18 protein-coding genes are annotated in these 20,809 nt (G+C 50.6%); 15 read left to right on the top strand and 3 right to left on the bottom strand.

Translation table 11 applies throughout. The features are described 5' to 3' along the window. Positions 1–19: 19 nt before the first annotated feature. The 11 genes from EQU24_RS12275 (at position 20) to EQU24_RS12230 (ending at position 12,323) form a co-directional block, all read left to right on the top strand. Positions 20–565: a flavoprotein gene (locus tag EQU24_RS12275; protein WP_017839220.1), complete on the top strand. Its 546-nt coding sequence runs from the start codon at positions 20–22 to the stop codon at positions 563–565. Beyond that, positions 562–1,950, top strand: coding sequence for a DUF6513 domain-containing protein (locus EQU24_RS12270; RefSeq protein WP_017839221.1), 1,389 nt, complete (start codon positions 562–564; stop codon positions 1,948–1,950). The genes EQU24_RS12275 and EQU24_RS12270 overlap by 4 nt, the downstream gene beginning before the upstream one ends. A 4-nt stretch (positions 1,951–1,954) precedes the next feature. After that, entirely contained in the window at positions 1,955–2,518 is a 564-nt protein-coding gene (locus EQU24_RS12265; RefSeq protein ID WP_017839222.1) for a DUF447 domain-containing protein, read from the top strand. Further along, positions 2,515–3,195 carry a (5-formylfuran-3-yl)methyl phosphate synthase gene (locus EQU24_RS12260; RefSeq protein WP_017839223.1) on the top strand — a complete coding sequence of 227 codons (681 nt, stop codon included), beginning with the start codon at positions 2,515–2,517 and terminating at the stop codon, positions 3,193–3,195. Before EQU24_RS12265 ends, EQU24_RS12260 begins: the two co-directional genes overlap by 4 nt. Before the next feature lie 28 nt (positions 3,196–3,223). Beyond that, positions 3,224–4,453, top strand: a complete 1,230-nt coding sequence (locus tag EQU24_RS12255; protein WP_017839224.1) for a dicarboxylate/amino acid:cation symporter — start codon at positions 3,224–3,226, stop codon at positions 4,451–4,453. Between the two features lie 208 nt (positions 4,454–4,661). Then, positions 4,662–5,537, top strand: coding sequence for a 4-hydroxy-tetrahydrodipicolinate synthase (gene dapA / locus EQU24_RS12250; RefSeq protein WP_017839225.1), 876 nt, complete (start codon positions 4,662–4,664; stop codon positions 5,535–5,537). A 5-nt stretch (positions 5,538–5,542) separates the two neighbouring features. After that, positions 5,543–6,175: an outer membrane protein assembly factor BamC gene (bamC, locus tag EQU24_RS12245; protein WP_026130000.1), complete on the top strand. Its 633-nt coding sequence runs from the start codon at positions 5,543–5,545 to the stop codon at positions 6,173–6,175. A 389-nt stretch (positions 6,176–6,564) separates the two neighbouring features. Further along, positions 6,565–10,446 (top strand): phosphoribosylformylglycinamidine synthase, encoded by a 3,882-nt coding sequence (gene purL, locus EQU24_RS12240; protein WP_017839227.1) that lies wholly within the window; start codon positions 6,565–6,567, stop codon positions 10,444–10,446. Positions 10,447–10,535: 89 nt separating this feature from the next. Then, positions 10,536–10,973, top strand: coding sequence for an Hsp20/alpha crystallin family protein (locus EQU24_RS12235; RefSeq protein ID WP_014148258.1), 438 nt, complete (start codon positions 10,536–10,538; stop codon positions 10,971–10,973). Positions 10,974–11,386: 413 nt separating this feature from the next. Then, a complete protein-coding gene (locus EQU24_RS22410; protein WP_017839228.1) occupies positions 11,387–11,689 on the top strand; it encodes a hypothetical protein in 303 nt (100 codons plus the stop codon). Beyond that, complete coding sequence (locus EQU24_RS12230) at positions 11,667–12,323, top strand: M15 family metallopeptidase (protein WP_017839229.1); 657 nt, start codon at positions 11,667–11,669, stop codon at positions 12,321–12,323. The genes EQU24_RS22410 and EQU24_RS12230 overlap by 23 nt, the downstream gene beginning before the upstream one ends. Before the next feature lie 85 nt (positions 12,324–12,408). Here the strand turns inward: EQU24_RS12230 and EQU24_RS12225 are convergent, their stop codons facing one another. Beyond that, positions 12,409–13,431 (bottom strand): integron integrase, encoded by a 1,023-nt coding sequence (locus EQU24_RS12225; protein WP_017839230.1) that lies wholly within the window; start codon positions 13,429–13,431, stop codon positions 12,409–12,411. A gap of 168 nt (positions 13,432–13,599) precedes the next feature. Between EQU24_RS12225 and EQU24_RS12220 the strand changes: the two genes are divergently transcribed. Beyond that, positions 13,600–14,445 carry an REP-associated tyrosine transposase gene (locus tag EQU24_RS12220; protein WP_017839231.1) on the top strand — a complete coding sequence of 282 codons (846 nt, stop codon included), beginning with the start codon at positions 13,600–13,602 and terminating at the stop codon, positions 14,443–14,445. On the opposite strand, the gene EQU24_RS12215 is transcribed toward EQU24_RS12220, so the two are convergent. Beyond that, positions 14,420–14,818: a heme-binding domain-containing protein gene (locus tag EQU24_RS12215; RefSeq protein ID WP_017839232.1), complete on the bottom strand. Its 399-nt coding sequence runs from the start codon at positions 14,816–14,818 to the stop codon at positions 14,420–14,422. The genes EQU24_RS12220 and EQU24_RS12215 overlap by 26 nt on opposite strands. 88 nt (positions 14,819–14,906) lie before the next feature. Then, positions 14,907–15,206 (bottom strand): hypothetical protein, encoded by a 300-nt coding sequence (locus EQU24_RS12210; protein ID WP_051056232.1) that lies wholly within the window; start codon positions 15,204–15,206, stop codon positions 14,907–14,909. A 613-nt stretch (positions 15,207–15,819) separates the two neighbouring features. On the opposite strand from EQU24_RS12210, the gene cas6 reads away from it, so the two are divergent. From cas6 to cas10, 3 genes are all read left to right on the top strand, one after another. Further along, a complete protein-coding gene (gene cas6 / locus EQU24_RS12205; protein WP_017839233.1) occupies positions 15,820–16,800 on the top strand; it encodes a CRISPR system precrRNA processing endoribonuclease RAMP protein Cas6 in 981 nt (326 codons plus the stop codon). A gap of 131 nt (positions 16,801–16,931) precedes the next feature. Then, positions 16,932–18,029 carry a CRISPR-associated ring nuclease Csm6 gene (gene csm6, locus EQU24_RS12200; protein ID WP_017839234.1) on the top strand — a complete coding sequence of 366 codons (1,098 nt, stop codon included), beginning with the start codon at positions 16,932–16,934 and terminating at the stop codon, positions 18,027–18,029. A 2-nt stretch (positions 18,030–18,031) separates the two neighbouring features. Next, positions 18,032–20,713, top strand: a complete 2,682-nt coding sequence (gene cas10, locus EQU24_RS12195; RefSeq protein ID WP_017839235.1) for a type III-A CRISPR-associated protein Cas10/Csm1 — start codon at positions 18,032–18,034, stop codon at positions 20,711–20,713. The last annotated feature ends 96 nt before the right edge of the window (positions 20,714–20,809 follow it).

Below are 20,809 nucleotides of genomic sequence, written 5' to 3'. Positions count from 1 at the left end.
TTAAATTTTGATCGAATAAATGGATAAACCGCGTTTAGCTTGGGCTGTCACTGGCTCCGGGCATTATATCGAAGAATGCCTGGAATTTTTGATGACATTGGACAGTGTCGACCTTTACCTGAGCCAAGCCGGCGAGGAGGTTTTAAAGATGTACGGCATCAAACTCGACGAGGTTCGCGACAGAATGCCGGTTTTTCGCGATAAGGCTGCTTCGTCGCCGCCGGTTGGCCGCTTTTATACCGGCTATTATCATAGCTTCGTGATGGCGCCGACGACCTCGAACACCGTAGCCAAATGCATATTGGGCATTGCCGACTCGCTGGTGACTAATCTTTATTCTCAGGCCGGAAAATGCCGCGTCCCCAGCATCGTCTATCCGTGCGATATCGCGCCAGAAATGGAAACCACCGCGCCGGGCGGTAAGAAGGTCATGGTATATCCGCGTCCGGTCGATCTGGATGCGACCGATAAACTCCGCGTCTTCCCTTATACACAAGTCGTCGAAAGCGTCGACGAATTGATCGAGGCGGTCAATCGGCGCCTGAAATCATTGGGTGTGGCATGAGCGAGCACATCTTGTTTTTGACCGGAAAATTGGCCGAAAAACAATTACACCAGATTCTGGAAAAAATGCAGCCGGAGTTTACCTATACGGTGCATCAGTTGGGTATTAAAGTTGCCGCGTTGATGACCACGGACATGATTTGCCGTCGGTTAAAGGAAACCTATCAAGCCGACCGAATGATTCTGCCCGGACGATGTCGGGGCGATTTGGACAAGGTGATACAACAATTCGGTTTACCGGTCGAGCGTGGCCCCGATGAGTTAAAAGACTTACCTTTATTTTTCGGCAAGGAAGCGCACAAGCCCGACCTCAGCGACTATCGCGTTAAAATATTTGCCGAAATTGTCGATGCGCCGAATGTTTCTGTCGATGAGGTCGTCGAGCGAGCTCATTATTACCGGCGTCACGGCGCCGATGTGATCGATATCGGCTGTTTGCCGGGAACGCCGTTTCCGCACATGGAAGCCATTATTCGAGCCTTAAAACAAGAAGGCTTTACGGTCAGCATCGATTCGCTCGAAGCCGACGACTTGCTCAGAGGCGGCAAGGCCGGCGCCGATTTCATGTTGAGCCTGCACGAAGGAACGCTCTGGGTCGCCGATGAAGTCGAAACGACGCCGATTCTGATTCCGGAAATACATGAAGACTTGGCGTCGCTCGATCGTGCGATCGAAGCCATGCAGGCTAAAAACCGCCCATTCCTGGTCGACCCTATTTTGGACCCGTTGCATTACGGTTTTACGCAATCGGTGGTGCGTTATCATCAGGTACGGCAAAAATATCCCGATATCGAGATCATGATGGGCGTCGGTAATATCACCGAATTGACGCATGCCGATACGGTCGGCATGAACGCGCTGTTATTGGGTATTTGCTCGGAGCTCGAGATCAATGCAATTCTCGCGACCGAAGTCAGCAAACATGCTTGCCGGGCGGTCAAGGAAGCCGATTTGGCGCGGCGTATCATGCATGCCGCGAAACAAAACAACATGTTACCCAAGCATATCGATTCGGGTTTGATGGCGCTGCACGAAACCGCGCCATTTCCCTATACGCTCGATGAAATCAAAGAACTGGCCGGCGAGATCACCGACCCGAGCTACCGTATTCAAACCAGCACCGAAGGGCTGCATATTTTTAACCGAGACGGTTTTCATTCGGCGACCGACCCGTTCGATTTATATCCGAAACTCGGCGTCGAAAACGACGGCGGTCACGCCTTTTATTTAGGCGTCGAACTGGCGCGCGCCGAAATTTCCTGGCAACTCGGCAAACGCTTCAATCAAGACGAGGCCTTGAGTTGGGGCTGCGCAACTGATCTAACCGAGTCGACAGTCGATTTGCACAGCTTTAAACCGGCCGGCACGACGCTAAAGAAAAATTAAACCGATGATTTTAGAAACGATAGTCACCACACAAAACCAGCAAGGCAGGGCGCATATTGCACCAATGGGTATTCATCGGCACGATGATGAATTGATCATTTTGCCGTTTCGCCCGTCGACCACGCTCGACAATCTCATGACGAGCGGTCATGCTGTGATTAATTATTGCGACGATGTCAGGGTGTTTGCCGGCTGTTTGACGGGGCGGCGTGACTGGCCTTTGATCGAGGCCGACAAGATTCCCGGTAAGGTCTTGGCATGCGCATTGGCGCATAGCGAAGTCGAAGTGGTCCGTGTCGAAGAAGACCCGATTCGGCCGAAACTGTTTTGCAAAATTATTCATACCGTCAACCATGCGCCGTTCATGGGTTTCAACCGGGCCCAGTATTCGGTCTTGGAAGCGGCGATTTTGGTCAGTCGGCTGGGTATGTTGCCGCAAGAAAAAATCGATGCGGAATTGGACTATCTTAAAATCGGCCTCGAAAAAACTGCAAGCCCGAGGGAGCTTAAGGCGTGGTCTTGGTTAATGGCGGTCATCGAAGAGCACAAACGAGAGAAAAACGCATGACAGGGATGCTCGCGAGTGTCAGCAGGCTCGATGAAGCGCTGAGGATCTTGAATTTCGAAGTCGATATCATTGACTTGAAGCAGCCTTCTCAAGGCGCGTTGGGGGCGCTGGATACCATGACGGTTGCACGTATCGTCAAGGCAATCAATGGGCAATGCCCAATTAGCGCGACGGTCGGCGATTTGCCGATGATTCCGGAAGTCATCGTGAGCGCGGTAATGGATATGGCGGCGACCGGCGTCGATTATATCAAGATCGGTTTTTTTCCCGGCGGCGATTGGCAAGGCACGCTGGATGCATTGGCGCCCTTGGCTCAAGCCGGCCTAGCATTAATCGGAGTATTGTTTGCCGATAACGAACCCGAATTACATACCGTAGCCGCTTTCAAAAAAGCCGGTTTCAAGGGTGTAATGTTGGATACGATGGACAAAAGTTCGGGTTCGTTGCCTCATGTCTTGCCTGATGATGCGATTGTGGAATTTGTGTCTAAATGTAATGAACTCAACCTGTTATGCGGTCTTGCCGGGTCGCTAAGGGCCGTGGATATACCTAATTTGTTACGCCGTAAACCCGATTATTTAGGTTTTCGAGGCGCTTTGTGTCGGCGGCACGATAGAACCTCGCATTTGGATGATGATGCGATACTTGCGGTTAAAAAAGCGTTTTTACAGGGTTAGGCGGAAGTGGGTAGGTCGAGCGTAAATCATGAAAAGTAAAATGCCGATCACCACAAAAATTTTGATTGCGATGTGCTTGGGGTTATTGGCAGGAAGCGCGATCAATGCGTTCGGACATGACAATGGGGCGATTCGGGAATATCTGGTCGACGGCTTGTTTCATGTGGTCGGCGCTTCGTTTATCAATGCCTTGAAAATGCTGGTCGTGCCGTTGGTCAGCTTTTCTCTGATTTGCGGCGTATGCGGCATAGGCGATATCGCCGCGCTAGGTCGTATCGGCATTAAAGCCTTTGGTTTGTATTTGTTGACGACCTGCCTTGCGATTGCCTTGGCCTTGTTGCTTGCCGTTTCGGTCGGGCCCGGGCGCGATTTTGAACGTAGCGGCGAAGTTGCCGAATTTAGTGCGCCCGAAGCGCCCGGTTTGGCCGAAGTGCTGATCGGGATCGTGCCGAGCAATCCGGTTAATGCGTTCGCCGAAGGCAATATGCTGCAGATCATTTTTTTTGTGATTCTTTTTGCGATCGCGATGATGATGACCGGTGAAATCGGTTTGCAATTGTTGAGAACCGCCGAGCAGTTGAACGAAGTCATGATGAAACTCGTGATGCTGGTCATGGAATTTGCGCCGATCGGTGTTTTTTGTTTAATCGCAAAGAGTTTTTCCGAACAGGGTATTGGTTTAATAGTACCGATGTTCGGTTATTTTTCGGTGGTTATCGCCAGTTTGTTTCTCCATACTTGGGTGACGTTGTGTTTGCTGTTATGGTTGATGACGCGGATGAACCCATGGGAATTCATGAAAAAAATGCGTCCGGTGCATATTTTCGCCTTCAGTACGGCCAGTTCCAATGCGACGATTCCTGTCAATTTACGCGTCGTCGAACACGATTTGGGCGTGCCGAACTCGACCGCGGCATTTACGATCCCGCTCGGCGCGACGATCAACATGGACGGCACCGCGATCATGCAAGGCGTCGCGACAGTCTTTATCGCCAATGTCTACGGGATCGAATTAGGTTTGATGCAATATTTAACCGTGATCGGCATGTCGATATTGGCGTCGATCGGCACGGCCGGCGTGCCCGGCGTCGGATTGATCATGCTGGCGATGGTATTCAACCAAGTCGGGTTGCCGGTCGAAGGCATTGCTTTGATTTTAGGCGTGGACCGGCTTTTGGACATGCTTCGAACGGTCGTGAACGTGACCGGCGATGCGGTCGTGACTTGTATCGTGGCAAAGGGAGAGTGTCGGCGCTAGGTGGCATCCTAGTCGAACATGTCGCGAGTCTTCAGGAAATTAGACGCTTTTTCGATAAGATTTCGGAGTAATAATCCAGCGTCTCCAAGCTTAGACGCTACAGCAGTTAATTCCGCACGGTTGTTAATTTTAAAAGATAGGATTTGTTTATTTGCTTGTTATAATGCTCGGTATTTTTACAATTGCTTAACAGGTTCGAGAGATTGGGATGATTCAAGGCAGTATCGTAGCGCTGGTTACACCGATGACGGAAAACGGTTCGATTGACAAGGATAGCTTAAAAAAATTGGTCGAATTCCATATAGATCAAGGTACGGATTCGATTGTCGCAGTCGGTACGACAGGCGAGTCGGCAACACTCGATGAAGACGAGCATTGCGATTTCATTCAATCGGTGGTCGATTATGCCGGCGGCAGAATTCCTATCATTGCCGGGACCGGTGCCAATTCGACGACAGAAGCGATCGAATTAACGAATAGAGCAAAAGAGGCCGGTGCCGATGCGTGTCTTTTGGTGACGCCTTACTACAACAAGCCGACACAGGAAGGTTTGTATCTACATTTTAAAGCCGTTGCCGAGGCGGTCGATATTCCGCAGATTCTCTATAACGTCCCGGGACGCACGGCTTGCGATATGCTGCCGGAAACGGTGGCGCGCTTGTCTGTTATCGATAATATAGTAGGTATCAAAGAGGCTACCGGTAAATTAGAGAGAGTCAAGCGGTTACGCGACTTATGCGGCGACACCTTTGCGCTGTATACCGGTGATGATGCGACAAGCTGCGAGTTTTGTTTACTAGGCGGTAATGGCACGATTACTGTGACCGGCAATGTTGCGCCGAGATTGGTCCATGAAATGATAACCGCCGCGATCGATGGCGATCGGGAGACCGCCCTGGCCATCGATGCAAAACTAACCGGATTGCACAAACAGTTGTTCATTCAATCGAATCCGATACCGGTCAAATGGGCACTGATGGAAATGGGTTTGATTCAAAAAGGTATCCGTTTGCCGTTAACTTGGCTGACCGAAGATTGTTATGACGCAGTGCGCGGTGCCATGCGTCAAGCGGAGTTACTTTGAAATTTATGAAGCGCATCTTTGCCGCTTTACTATACCTGATCATTCTGCCCTTTCTAGCGGGTAGCGGGTGTAGCACGATCAAAAGCTGGTTTCCCGATAAAGAAAAAGATTACCAATTTAGAACCGAATTACCGGAATTGGTGCTGCCTAAGGAATTGGCTATTCAAAAAGTTGAAAGACCGGCAAGAATTCCGAGAGTCGATCTAAGGCATGTCGATACCACTCAAGTGGTCGATGGTGTCGATAAGGTTACCCAGGTCGAGCGGGTCGCCACTGCCGATGCGGTCGTGTTAAGAATTAATGAACCCGTCGGAAAGTCCTGGCGTATCGTCGGCAAGGCTTTGGCAAGACAGTCGATTGAAATCGTTGCGCGTGATAGATCGCTTGCAACCTATATCGTGCAGTACGATCCTGAAGAACAGAAAGTGACCGACGACTCCTTTTGGGATGAGATTCTGTTCGTTTTCGGTATGTACGCATCCAACGAGAAAGAGTACCGCGTCAGACTAATCGAGTATGAACAATTTACCGATGTCATTGTGAGGGATGAGACCAATAAAGCCGTATCGAGCGGTGACGGCCTGACTCTATTGCTGACGATTCAACAAGCGATTGAAGACGATCTAGCCGGCCAATAGTCGGCTTTCGATTGCTTGTTAGGTTTCAATCGTTCTCCAAGAAAATAACGAAGTTGATAATCCCTTTTATCTTTCTCCTGATCAAGCGATTTAGTCTTTTTCGAGACGCCCTGGGCATTACTCCCTTTTGATTGAAAAACCGTCTAAGAATAAAAGGTATGGGATGTGTCTATCGAGGACCGCCGTGAACCCATCCATGGGGCTTGACGGCAGCTAAGCGCCAAGGATGGTGTGAATGCAGATTTTGCAGGAGCAAAAATCTGCCCCCGCTGACACCAACCTACCGCATGCGCTGAATAGTTACACCATTTTTTGAGTATAAAGGGAGTATCTTCTTGACTTTCTTTATCGTTACCCTGATTTGAACCTTATTTCATAACGGATTCCCCATGTTAAAAATTCCAGGAACATCCGCGCTATCCGCATTTCGCATCGAAAAATTACTTGCCCGTCTCCAAGAGATAGAGCCAGCCATCAATGGTATTTCGGCTTCCTATGTCCATTTTGTCGAGCTCGAACGTGCGATTGGCGCTAGTGAGCAAACGCTATTAAACCGTCTGTTAGCCTATGGAAGCAGCACGGCTGGAACGTCTCCTGACGGATTGCGTTTAACAGTCATTCCCCGGCCCGGAACGATTTCTCCTTGGTCCAGTAAAGCAACAGAAATTGCGCAACGTTGCGGCTTGGGGGCGGTTTGTCGCATCGAAAGAGGAGTCGAATATACGATACTGTCCGAAGGTGCGCTAACCGATCAGGTGCAAAAAAGCATTTCGGCTCTTCTACATGACCGCATGACGCAAACAGTCGTTAAAAGCGAATCGATGACTGAAGCGATTTTGTTTGCCCATCACGATCCTAAACCGTTCCAAACCGTGCCGGTAATTGAGTCCGGTAGCGAAGCCTTGGTCAAAGCCAATACCGAGCTCGGATTGGCGTTAAGCCAAGATGAAATTGATTATTTGACCGAAAGTTTTCAAGCATTAGAGCGCAATCCGACCGATGTCGAATTGATGATGTTCGCTCAAGCCAATTCGGAGCATTGTCGGCATAAGATATTCAATGCCGCATGGACCATCGACGGTATCGAACAGGCCGAATCTTTGTTCAAAATGATTCGGCATACCGCCGAACAAAGCCCTGAAGGTATTTTGTCGGCATACTCCGATAACGCCTCGGTCGTAGAAGGTGCTAAAACTTCAGTTTTCATCCGCAATGCGTTGACCGGCGAATATGCCTATGTCGACGAAGACGCGCACATATTGATGAAGGTCGAGACCCATAATCACCCGACTGCAATATCTCCGCATCCAGGCGCGGCGACCGGTTCGGGCGGCGAGATTCGCGACGAAGGCGCAACCGGTCGAGGTTCTGCGACCAAGGCCGGTTTGACCGGTTTTAGCGTTTCTCATCTAAGAGTTCCGGGTTTCGAGCAGCCTTGGGAAGACGATAACGGTAAGCCGGGTCGCCTTGCATCTGCGTTGGAAATCATGCTCGAGGGTCCGATTGGCGGTGCGGCATTCAATAATGAATTCGGGCGCCCGAATCTGGCCGGTTATTTCCGCAGCTTCGAACAAACCGCACCGGGCGGTGATGAAAACACGCTCCATGGTTATCACAAGCCGATCATGATTGCCGGCGGCATGGGCAATATTCGCCCGATGCTGGTTGAGAAACAACCGATACCGGCGGGTTCGTTGATCATCATCCTGGGAGGGCCTGCGATGCTGATCGGCTTGGGCGGCGGCGCCGCTTCATCGCAGACTTCGGGCGAGGCTGCCGAGGAACTGGATTTTGCCTCGGTGCAACGTGAAAATCCCGAAATGCAACGACGCTGTCAGGAAGTCATCAATCATTGCAATGCCTTGGGCGAGGATACGCCCATCGTCTCGATACACGACATCGGGGCCGGCGGCCTGTCGAATGCCGTGCCGGAGATCGTTCACGACTGCGAACGGGGCGGGCGTTTCGAATTGCGCGACGTCAATATCGCCGATCGCGGCATGTCGCCGATGCAGATATGGTGCAACGAGGCCCAGGAGCGTTATGTTATCGCGATCAAGCCGGAATCGCTGGAATTGTTCAAATCGTTCTGCGAACGCGAGCATTGCTTGTATGCCGTGATCGGCATCGCAACCGATGAAGAGCATTTGCAACTGAGCGACCGTTTGTTCGGCGACAGACCGGTCGATTTACCGATGTCGGTGTTGTTCGGCAAGCCGCCGAAAATGCATCGAACTGTCGAGCATGTCAAACCCGATTTGTCGCCGTTGGACTTAGCCGGCATCGAGCTTGACGAAGCTGTCAAGCGCGTATTGTCCTTCCCGGCTGTTGCCGATAAGAGCTTTTTGATCCATATCGGCGATCGTTCGATTACAGGTTTAGTTGCGCGCGACCAAATGGTCGGCCCTTGGCAAGTGCCGGTCGCCGATGTCGCGGTGACCGCTTCGGGCTTTTTCGCGTCGACCGGCGAAGCGATGGCGATGGGCGAAAGAACGCCGTTGGCGGTCATCGACGCACCGGCATCGGGCCGAATTGCGGTCGGCGAAGCGTTGACCAATCTTGCCGCAGCGCGTATCGGATCGTTGGGCAATATTAAATTATCCGCGAATTGGATGGCGGCAGCCGGCAGTTCCGGCCAGGATGCCGCGCTGTTCGATACCGTCAAGGCGGTCGGAAAGGAACTTTGCCCGGCATTGGGTATCGCGATTCCGGTCGGCAAGGATTCGTTGTCGATGAAAACCGTTTGGCAACAAGACGGCCGCGAGAAAACCATGACCTCGCCGGTATCGTTGATCGTAACCGCGTTCGCGCCGGTGGTCGATATAGAGAAAACCTTGACGCCACGATTGCGCGACGAGCCTTCGGTCTTGATCTTGATAGACTTAGGGCAGGGCAAGAATCGTTTAGGTGCTTCGGTATTTGCACAGGTATATAAACAACTGGGCGATAGTTGCCCGGATTTGGACGATCCTGCGTTATTCAAGTCCTTCTTCAACGCGATTCAGGACTTGAATAGCCGCGGCAAATTGCTGGCTTATCATGACCGTTCCGATGGCGGTCTATTGGCCACGATCTCCGAAATGATGTTCGCCGGAAGGCTCGGCGCCAATGTGGATTTGTCCGGCTTAGGGAAGGATGCCTTATCGGCCTTGTTCAATGAAGAACTCGGAGCGGTTATACAAGTCAGGGAAAGCGATAGCGCCGAAATTATGGACCTGTTGGCGCAAGCCGGCCTCGATGCGTGTGTGCATCGAATCGGCTCGGTTACGAAACAAGCCGACTTGACGATCAATTTTGCCGGGCAGAAGCTTTATTCGGCCTCTCGAGCCGAATTGCAACGCTACTGGTCTGAACTGAGTTATCGAATGCAAGCGTTAAGGGATAATCCGGATTGCGCACGCGAACAATTCGAACGGATCGTCGACGATAACGATCCCGGCCTCAATGCCGCGTTAACCTTCGACAGCAACGAAGATGTTTGCACTCCGTTTATCGGCAAGTCGAAGCCTAGGGTGGCGATTTTACGCGAGCAGGGCGTCAACGGTCATGTCGAAATGGCCGCTGCGTTCGATAGGGCCGGATTCTCCGCGATCGATGTGCACATGACGGATATCATTGCCGGTCGAGTTAGCCTGAAAGATTTCAGAGGCCTTGCGGCTTGCGGCGGATTTTCTTACGGCGATGTGCTCGGCGCCGGCGGCGGTTGGGCCAAATCGATTCTGTTCAACCCGCGCGCCCGCGATGAGTTCGCGGCGTTTTTCGAACGCGAGGACGCGTTCGGTCTCGGAGTTTGCAACGGTTGTCAAATGATGTCGGGGCTTAAGGAGATTATTCCGGGTGCCGAACACTGGCCTCGTTTCTTGAGGAACCATTCCGAGCAATTCGAGGCGCGCGTTGCATTGGTTGAGGTTCAGGATTCGCCGTCCATTCTGTTGACCGGCATGGCGGGATCGAGAATGCCGGTCGTGATCGCGCATGGCGAGGGCCGAGCAGATTTTGACGGCGACCCGGCTGAGGCGATGAAAAACGGTGCGGTATCGTTGTGTTACGTCGATAATTTCGGTGAAAAAACGACGCAATTTCCGGCCAATCCGAACGGTTCGCCATTGGGCATAACCGGTTTAACCAATCGGGACGGCCGCTTTACGATCATGATGCCGCATCCGGAAAGATGTTTCAGAACCGTGCAAAATTCGTGGCATCCCGACGATTGGAGCGAATACGGCCCTTGGATGCGGATGTTTAGGAATGCCCGATTATGGACGGCTTGAAATAATTTTGAATACCCCTATATTGTTTAACAGATACTGATCGATGTTTGTTCGGTATTTGATCGATAACAATTATTTCGGAGGTGTTTATGGCTATCACACGTTACGAACCCTGGGGCATATTGAGTCAATTACAAAGAGAATTGGAGCGCGCGAGCGAAGGCGGAACCGGCGAAGGGTCGATATCGACCGCCGAATGGGCGCCTGCCGTCGACATCAAGGAAGAAACCGATAAATTCGTGTTGCATGCCGATATCCCGGGCGTCAAGCCTGAAGATATCGAAGTCAGCATGGAAAACGGCATTTTGACGATCAAAGGCGAAAAGAAAACCGAAGCGAAAACCGAAAAAGAAGGTTATAAGCGAGTCGAGCGGACTTACGGTTCGTTCTACCGCCGCTTCAGTTTGCCCGATACCGCCAATGCCGATGCGATTTCGGCAAAATCGAAACACGGCGTCTTGGAAATCACGATTCCGAAACAAGAAGCGGTGCAGCCGAAAAAAATCAATGTGACCTCGGAAGAATGAGTCAAGAATACGGAGCCCTCGGGCTCCGTTTTTTTTGGCCAAGAACGAGCACGAAATCAACAAGGTTTCATCGTTCCCTCTCACTGCGCTTCATGGTAAAACTGCCGAATTCAGGTTGATAGGTCGCGGAACATCGCCTATCGAGGGCTCCGAAAGTCGCGACGAAGATCTTGTTCCGACAGAGACCTACGGGCGTTTTGTGGGAGCGATCCCCAGATCGCGATCTCGAAGTCGAGTGAGCAAGGTAACAACAAACGGTATCGAAGTTGCGTTGGCTAAGTAACTGTCTATCATTGACTTACCGGAGTTTATACCCCCTCGTAGATCAAAATTCGGCACCTGGGTGTCCGCTAAAGGACGCCGTGAATACGTCCATGTAGTCTCTATGCCAGCTCCATGCTGGCAAAGCCTTTATGAGCGCCATGGATGGCGTGAATGTCGATTTTGCAGGAGCGAAAATCGACCGGACACCCAGGCGCCTCCTCTGGCACTGCCGAAATTTGAAGTGCGAAAGGTATAAAATCGGAGAGTATTTTTTAAACAGTTCCTTAGCTATGAATCTTGACGCATTGATTCCCATCTTCGTGATTGATGCGGCTGTCTTTAAATCGGTATGGCAGAGCAATTGCCTGCTGAATTCATTTTTTAAAGTAGAAACGATACTTTATGAATATTCGAAAAACAGGAGTATTAATGCTCGCGCTGTTATCGCTTAAAACATTTAATCCTGCTTATGCGCAAGTACAAGAAGACTTTGTTTATGTCGATACGCTTATTCCATCTATCCATTTAGATATTCGTTATGCGAGCGCCAATAACTTTATCGGCAGGCCTATCGATGGGTATTACCGGCCATGCGCATTATTGACTCAGACAGCAGCCGAAGCGTTGATGGCGGCGCAAAATGAGTTGGCAAAATTTAATTTAGGCTTGAAAATTTTTGATGCTTATCGGCCCCAGCGCGCCGTGCGGCATTTTGTGCGTTGGTCGCAAGATGCGGATGATGTGGCTATGAAGGATGTTTATTATCCTCATCTGGACAAGCCAAGCTTGATTGAAGAAGGTTACATTGCCGCACGTTCTTCGCATAGTCGGGGCAGTACGGTTGATGTAACGCTGGTTGATTTAAACAATGGCGAAGAACTGGATATGGGCGGTTTTTTTGATTATTTTGGCCCGGAGTCCTGGTCTTATGCTAAGACGCCTACGGCTATGCAACGAGCGCACCGGATGTTATTGCAAACGGTTATGGAAAAACAGGGATTCGTACATTATCCTCAGGAATGGTGGCATTTTACCTTGGCGAACGAGCCTTATCCCGATACGTATTTCGATTTTCCGGTGCAATAAGGTAGTGAGGATCCTTTGCTGGGGTGGTTGGTGTTGAGAGCCGTAAAGCTTGATCCTGATCTTTATGCTAACCCAGCTTGCTCGACTATTCCCTATCAAAATCCAACGGGCTCTTGGCTTGCTTCAAGGTCCTGCTCTGAACGGTGTGGGTATAAATCATCGTGGTTCTCACGTCGCTGTGTCCTAGTAATTCCTGAATGGTGCGAATATCGTAATTCGCTTCCAATAAATGACTGGCGAAAGAATGCCGTAACGTATGCGCTGTTGCCCGCTTGGTGATTTTGGCATCATTCACCGCGCGTTTGATCGCCTTTTGCACGATGGATTCATGAAGATGATAGCGTTTGTGTTCTTGGGTTTCCGCAACTAGCGTTAATGACGGTTGCGGAAAAAACCACTGCCAGATAAATTCTTTGGCTGCGTTTTTATATTTATGACTCAATTGGTTCGGCAAGAACACGCCGGCAAAATTGGCTTTTAGATCGGCTTCGTGTAAATCCGCGACTTTCCGCAACTGAAGTTTCAATGCCGGTATTAAGGTTTGCGGTAACGGAACCGTTCTGTCCTTTTGACCCTTGCCGTCATGGACGGTCAAAACGCCGGCATCGAAATTGAAACATTGGGCACGCAGATTCAAACACTCGAAAAGCCGCAGCCCGCAACCGTATAACAGTTTGGCGACGAGATCGATCGGATCGTCGAGATGATCGAAAATCAACTCGACTTCTTCGCGAGATAGAACCACCGGAATATAAGGCTTGCGTTTGGCTCGCGCGATACCTTTGATTTCGCCGAAATCCTTTTTCAAAACGTGTTGAAACAAAAACAGCAACGCATTGAAGGCCTGATTTTGAGTCGAAGCGGACACTTTCTTCTCAACGGCAAGATCACTCAAAAACGCCACGACATCCTGTTGCGTTAAATTTCGGTAATCTTTACTCTGGGTAAACGCCTGCAATCGGCGCGCCCAGCCGCGATAGGATTTCAAAGTCTTCGGCGAATAATGGCGTAATTGGATTTCTCGGGTCAGCTCGTCAAAGACAAAAACCCAACTGAATCCGGTTTGTTTTTCAGCAACCGTATTATTTTGGTGGGTATTATCGGACACGGCAGGATACCTCGGGTGTTCATAAGGCGGTGATCGATGATGCGGGTGATTCGGATCAGGCGAGTTTTTTTCAAGCAAAACGTCCGGCCTTGGCGGAGCTAAGCCAGAGGGGTCAAGCCAGAGGGGTCAGGTCTAGAATAGCAGTATTGTTTACTATATACTTTGTTCATGACCAGACCTATTAGAATCGAATTTTCAGGCGCATTTTATCATGTGACTTCCCGTGGTGACCGTCGTGAAAACATTTATGAAGATGATGAAGACCGGCTTCAATTCCTTGATGTTTTGAAGCGTGTTGTAGAAGATTTTAACTGGGTTTGTCATGCCTATTGTCTGATGACTAACCATTATCATTTGGTCATAGAAACACCTGATGCCAATCTTTCGAAAGGTATGCGGCAGTTGAACGGTGTTTTTACGCAAACATCGAATCGCCGACACGGCCGCGTCGGGCATTTATTTCAAGGCCGCTACAAAGCGATATTGGTTGATGGCGAAAGTTACCTTTTAGAGCTGACCCGTTATGTTGTGCTCAATCCTGTCCGCGCCGGAATGGTCACCTCGCCTGGAGACTGGGTATGGAGCAGTTATCGGGCGATGACCGGTGAAGCACCTGCACCGTCATGGTTGGCGACCGATGGCTTGTTGGCTCAGTTCTCAACTCATCGCAACACGGCAATAAAACGCTATAGGGAATTTGTCATGCAAGGGGGCGACCAGGAATCCATCTGGCAAGCGCTAAAACGTCAAATATTCCTCGGTGATGACACATTCGTAACGCGGATGCAGGGCAAAATTAAAGAGAAAAGCAACGATGTCAATTTTCCAAAAGCACAAAGGCGAGCGCCCGCATTGCCATTAGCGGAATACCAAAAAACTTGTGCCAGTCGGAACGAGGCGATCATATCGGCCTATGCCACAGGGGAATATAGCTATCAACAAATAGCGGATTTTTTTGATCTACATTTTACAACCGTCGGTAAAATTGTCAGGGCGACAAAATTAAAAAGATAGCTATGAATATAGACCTGACCCTTTTGAGCGGAAGGTATAGCGCCGGCGGCATGCTATTGTTGCGGATAACGCCTTCTAGCCGGGCCAACATCAACGGCGACAAGGGTTCCTTGCCGTTATAGGCTTCTTTCGTCAGCAACAATCGTTCGCTGGCCTTTTCGATGTCGTGCTCCATCAGTTGTTTTGCGATCGGTAGGCCAGCGTAGATCGGCATGCGGGTCATGCCGGGGGAATGACAGTCGACGCATTTGTTCTGCAAAATCCGCGAAGCTTTCGCAAAAGCCTCCGATTTACCGGCAATTACTTCGATCGGCTCGTTTTCACCGGACAGACCGATCAGGTTCGAAAACGGCAGAAAAAGAATAACCGCCACAACTAAGATAATGAACCATTGGGTTTATTTCATCGTTCGACTCCGTGTTTTTTACATTTTCATTGAAAAAGGTTTATTCCTGCAAACACTATAAATATTCAGTCAGAGCAAGAATACGACTGCGCGCGGCCGATTCGGTATCGGCCTCGGGATAGTTGTTGAAATACAGCGAGGTTTGGTTGGTGAAGGCTCGGCCCCATATAAGCATGTCGCGAGGCCCGTGAGATTTGACTTTCTCCCTTCCGTCGATGATTTTATAGACGCGGTCGAACGGGAATATGCCGTTATTGTTCTTGGCTAGAACGGTTAGATTCGGAACCCGTCTTACCAACAAGGCTTTAAAGGGGTCGTCGTCGTCTTTTCCGTTGGTCCACGGCAAACGGCGCATGCCGATTCGTATTCCAGCTTTCCTATATCCAGTTTTTTGTCGGCAAATGTTGTCCTGATTAGCAAGATGCTTCAGCTTGCCGAAGCCAAGTGTCCGAGCAGGGGGCCAGTCGTAGTCGCAAAAACTAAAATATGCTGTTACCCAAGCTCCAGCTTGGGTAACCTGTTCAGGAAGCTCTAGCTTCCCGACAATCAAGAAAGATTGAACGAGCGAGTCGGGGTTGATTGAGAATGTGCGGAGGTTGTGTCTAGATCAAAATTCGGCACCGGGGTGTTCGTCAAAGGGTACCGTGAACCCAGTACCTAAATTATCCAAGACAATTAGCCAAGGCAATGGGCTATGGAATTTAGGTGCTGGGTGAATACGTCCATGTAGGCTCTATGCCAGCTTCATGCTGGCAAAGCCTTTGTCGCACACCCGTTGCTTTACCAGGCGCTGCCGAAATTTGAAGTACGAAAGGCATATTCACCCCTTTTTCGGAAGTAAAACCGATTTTCTTCTAAAGAAAGGTTGCCGGTTGCGCAATGAATATGAAAATAAACGAACCTGAAAAGCTTGCCGAAACTGGCAAAAGCCGTTAGATTCGTTACTCTTGCACACAAGGAGGTCTTATATGCATTCAACACCGCTCACCATTCCGTTCAATCACTACCGATTCCATTTCGAAACCGAACATCCGGTTCGCCTGCCGGATTTCCCCGGCTCTGCCTGGCGAGGCGCATTCGGCCATGCCTTAAAAAAGACCGTCTGCGTCGTTCGTAATACGCCTTGCGCGCAATGTCTGTTGAAAAACGCCTGCGCCTACAGCGTCGTGTTCGAAACGCCGCCGCCACCGGGTAGCGAGAAAATGCGCAAATACAATGCAGCGCCGCATCCCTTCGTATTACGTTTTCCACAGCAAGATGCCATCGACACGAGCTATGCGTTAGATATAATCTTGTTCGGACATGCCGAACGTTACTTTCCGTATATCGTTCATGCCCTGCAAAAAGCCGGGCTCGACGGCATTGGCGGGCACAGGCAGCGCTTCGAACTGCATCATATCGATTACCTCGACGCCATGGAGGGAGAACAAACCCTATATCGGGAGGGTGAACTGCAACCGAGGCCGCCGGCATCGATGCCTAAGATACCCGATCCGCCTGAATCTATTACGATCTCCCTGGAGACGCCTCTTCGCATCAAACAAGACGGAAAAAACCTGACGCCGGACTATTTTAACTTCGGCAAATTCTTCGCCAACCTGCTGCGCCGCCAATCGATGCTCAGCTACTTTCATACCGACACCCCGCTTGAAACCGACTTTGCCGGATTGACCAAACAGGCATCGGCAACACATTGCACCGATACCAAGCTCCAATGGCACGACTGGACGCGCTACTCATCGAGACAGCAAACCGAAATGAACATGGGCGGACTGCTCGGCCGATTCAGCCTAGAGATGCAAGGCAATGAAGCTTTTTGGCCCTACCTTTGGCTAGGCCAATGGACGCATGCCGGCAAGGCGACCAGCATGGGGCTTGGTGCTTACAGGATTATCCCGACAAGCTTGCCAGGTGAAGAAAAGTCAACGAAGTGGAGTAGCATCGACTAAACCCAAACATCCCCTGTGGGAGCGATCCCCAGATCGCGATCATCGAGGTCGATAATGCCGAAAAACGAACAAAGGCATCGAAGCCGCACGGCCCAAGCACCGAAAACTTGTAAAAAAAGAAGAAGAACCCAATGCCGAACACAACCTTACTCGCCGTCACCGGACTAACACCGCAAATCGTTACCGAAACGCTCTACGCACTGCACAAGCAAAAAGACGAAATGCCGGCGCACATCCATATCCTGACCACGGCCGAAGGCCGGCAACGCGCCAAACTCACACTGATCAACGACGGCTGGTTACAACGTTTCTATCAAGACTACGATTTGCCCATGCCGACCTTTGACGAAAGCGACATCCATGTACTGCAACGCGACAGCGGCGAACCGCTGCAAGACATCCGCAGCCGCGAAGACAACCAAGCGATGGCCGACGGCATCACCGAATGGATCAGAAAACTGACCGCCGACCCAATCCGCGAATTGCATGTGTCGATCGCCGGCGGCAGAAAAACCATGGGCTTCTACGCCGGCTATGCGCTGTCGTTGTTCGGACGTTCGCAAGACCGGCTCAGCCATGTCCTGGTATCGCCAGACTACGAATCGCATCCGCAGTTTTATTACCCGACGCCGCGGTCGCAAATCATCTACGGCAACGACCCGACTCGAAAACCGCTGGACACGCAACACGCCGAAGTCGTCCTGGCCGACATCGCCTTCGTACGCTTACGCCACGGACTCGATCCGGCTCTACTCGAAGGTAAGACCAGCTTCAGCCGCGCCGTGGCCAACGCGCAACAAAAACTCGGCCCGCCCGAATTGACCATCGACCTCAAAAAAAGAACGCTGAGCGCCCACGGCGTCACAATCAAACTCAAACCGGTCGAACTGGCGTTTTACCTATGGCTGCTCAACCGGCAAGCGCACAACATGCCGCCGGTCACATGCCCGTCCGACGGCGTGCCCGACTTGGAATACGTGTTCGAATACCTAAAAAGCTACAAGCAAATCGCCGGCGAACTGGGCTTATCCGACCGAACCTTGAAAACGCTTGAAGAAGGCATGAGTAAAGCCTTTTTCGAACAAAGAAAATCCGGAGTCAACAGCCGGCTAAAAGAAGCGCTAGGCGCCAACGCCAAACCCTACCTGATTTCCGCAGTCGGTAAAAGGCCGAGAACGGGGTATTGGATACCGTTGGCAGTGGGGCAGGTACATTATCAGGAGTCATAAATATGCAAGAACACGAAAAAAGAAAATTATTGGATCAATCGAGCCGCATCGCCTTATCTGCTTTTTTACACGATTTGGGTAAGTTTGCCGAACGAGCGAGGATACCGGTTAACCAAGAAATACTGGACGCCAACAAACAGCTTTATTGTCCGCATCGGAAAAATCATATCGATGACAAAGGCTGGTTCAGTCATGTCCATGCTGCCTATACCGGTTTGGCGATGGATTTGATCGAAGAGTTCATGCCCGAATTGAAAGGAGCGGATTTCGCGCCTTTCGGTTCGTGGAAATCCAAGCAAGCCGATGACTCGTTTATCAATGCCGCAGCCAAGCATCACAAGCCGGAGACTTTTTTACAATGGATCATCGCGACGGCGGATCGCGTGGCATCGGGTTTTGACAGGGAGGAGTTCGAGCGTTACAACGAAGCAGAAGAAGGCACATCAACCGGAAAAAATCATTACACTGCCAGACAACTGACCTTATTTGAACAAATCAATAAAACCGAGCTGGATAAACACGATTTTGTTTACCGCTATTCGCTCAAACCGCTTTCACCCGAGAGCATTTTTCCTGTCAAAGCCGCTGGCTATGAACATAACGACAAAGAAAAAGCCCAAGCTGAATACAACCAGCTTTGGCAAGGCTTTACTCAGGCATTAACCAAGCTCCCTAAGTCCCACCGTAACAACTGGTCGTTATGGTTGGATCATTTTGAGACCGTTTGGGGTGTTTATACTCAGGCGATACCGTCGGCTACTGCCTTCAATGTTCGTCCTGATGTATCTTTATACGATCATTCTCGTGTAACTGCTGCCTTGGCGACCGCTTTATGGCGTTATCACCACGAAAATAACCGAACCGATGAAGCGGCGACCAAGTCCTTAAGAGATCAAAAAATGAGTTGGACTGAAGCCAAATTCCTATTAATCCAGGGCGACTTCTTTGGCATCCAGGACTTCATTTTCGCCAGCGGCGGCGAAACCAACAAGCGAGCCGCCAAATTGCTGCGCGGTCGTTCTTTTTATGTCTCATTGCTCAGCGAATGCGCGGCGCTCAAGGTTTTGGATGCATTGGCTTTACCATCCACGAGCCAAGTCATCAACGCCGCCGGCAAGTTCATGATCGTGGCGCCGAAGACGTCGGCGACCATCGAAACACTGCAACAGGTCCAACAAGAATTAAACGACTGGTTTTTACAGCATAGTTGGGGGCAAGCAGGGGTCGGATTAGCTTGGACGGATGCCTCGTGTAACGATTTTTGCCGCGCCAAACCAGGGGAGTCGAGTCCGTATAAGGCATTGATTACCAAGTTATTCGACCAACTGGAAACCGCCAAGAATCAACGACTGAATTTGTGCGGCGATGCAGCGGCGCCGATTGTTTTCAAAGATTTTCTCGATCGTTTCGACAAGGACAATGGCGTTTGCAAAATTGACGGAAAATCGCCGGCCAGCGAGCAACTCGACCAAGAAACCAGTATTAGCCGATTGGCTTGGGATCAACTGAAAACCGGGGAATGGTTGACGCGCAGGGAACGCATTCTGATTACCCGGCAATCCCTGAATATGGCTAGCACCCTGAAAATACCGGTGTTCGGCTACCATATCAGCTTTGCCGAACACGAAGACATCCAAGGCAAATTCGGCGAACAAGCCAAAAACGGCAATCTGCTCAGGGCTTGGGATTTTTCGCTGCCGAAATCAGCGGATGGTGCATTGTGGAACGGTTATGCCAGACGAACGATCAATGCCTATGTGCCGAAATTCGATGACAAGGCGCAAGCAGAGGCGCTATTGGGCAAATATGCCGGCGAGGACAAGCTGGATTTAGGCGATGCCAAAACGCTCAATCATATTGCCTGCGAAGATCAAATCTTGCAGGAAAACCATCGCTGGCAGGGCATTACGGCACTTTCGACCTTAAAAGGCGATGTCGATAATCTCGGTATGATCTTTCAATCGGGACTTGGAGACGATACCAGTTTCAGTAAAACCGCCGCCTTGTCCCGGCAAATCAACGCATTCTTTACGATTTATTTACCATGGCTGTGCCAAACCGAATATGACAACTGCTATACCGTGTTTGCCGGCGGCGACGATTTTTTTCTGATAGGTCCTTGGCTGTCGCAGATAAATTTGGGCGGCAAAATGCGGCAAGCTTTCCAAGAATACGTCGCGCACAATCCCGAAGTACACTTTTCCGCAGGTATCAGCACCACCAAGCCCGGCCTGCCGATTAATCAACTGGGCGAAATGGCGGAGGATGCGCTGGAGCGAGCCAAAGCGCATAATCCCGGTCAAGTTGCGCCTTCGCCCAAAAACGCCGTCAACTGTTTTAATCAAGCCATGGTTTGGGAAGATTTCAGCGCCTTGGCAACCCGCCGAAAACGATTGCAGGAACTCAGCGAAGACATGGACTTAAGCACCGGCTATGTTTACGGCCTGCTCAATCTGATTGACATGGCCGAGAAGGTCGACGAAAAGCCGGAAAACGCGATTTGGCATAGCTACTTTGCTTACCGTACCGTGCGGATGCTGGAGCGCAACAAACACCTCGATAAAGAACAGCGTAAACGCCGACAAGCGGTACTGGCCGAGGAAATCGCCAATGCCGGCATCATTCGGCACGGCAGTAATTATCGAGTCGCGCTGTTTTGTCACCTATACCAGCAACGCGATTAAAAATTTCATCGTTCCCACGCTCCGGCGTGGGAATGCATCCGAAGACGCTCCGCGTCGAGATAGGAGAACGCTATGGGAAGAAGCCGCTACAAGATC

It is taken from the genome of Methylotuvimicrobium buryatense (assembly GCF_005931095.1).
Lineage (GTDB): Bacteria > Pseudomonadota > Gammaproteobacteria > Methylococcales > Methylomonadaceae > Methylotuvimicrobium > Methylotuvimicrobium buryatense.
This window is presented reverse-complemented; position numbering and strand designations above follow the sequence as displayed.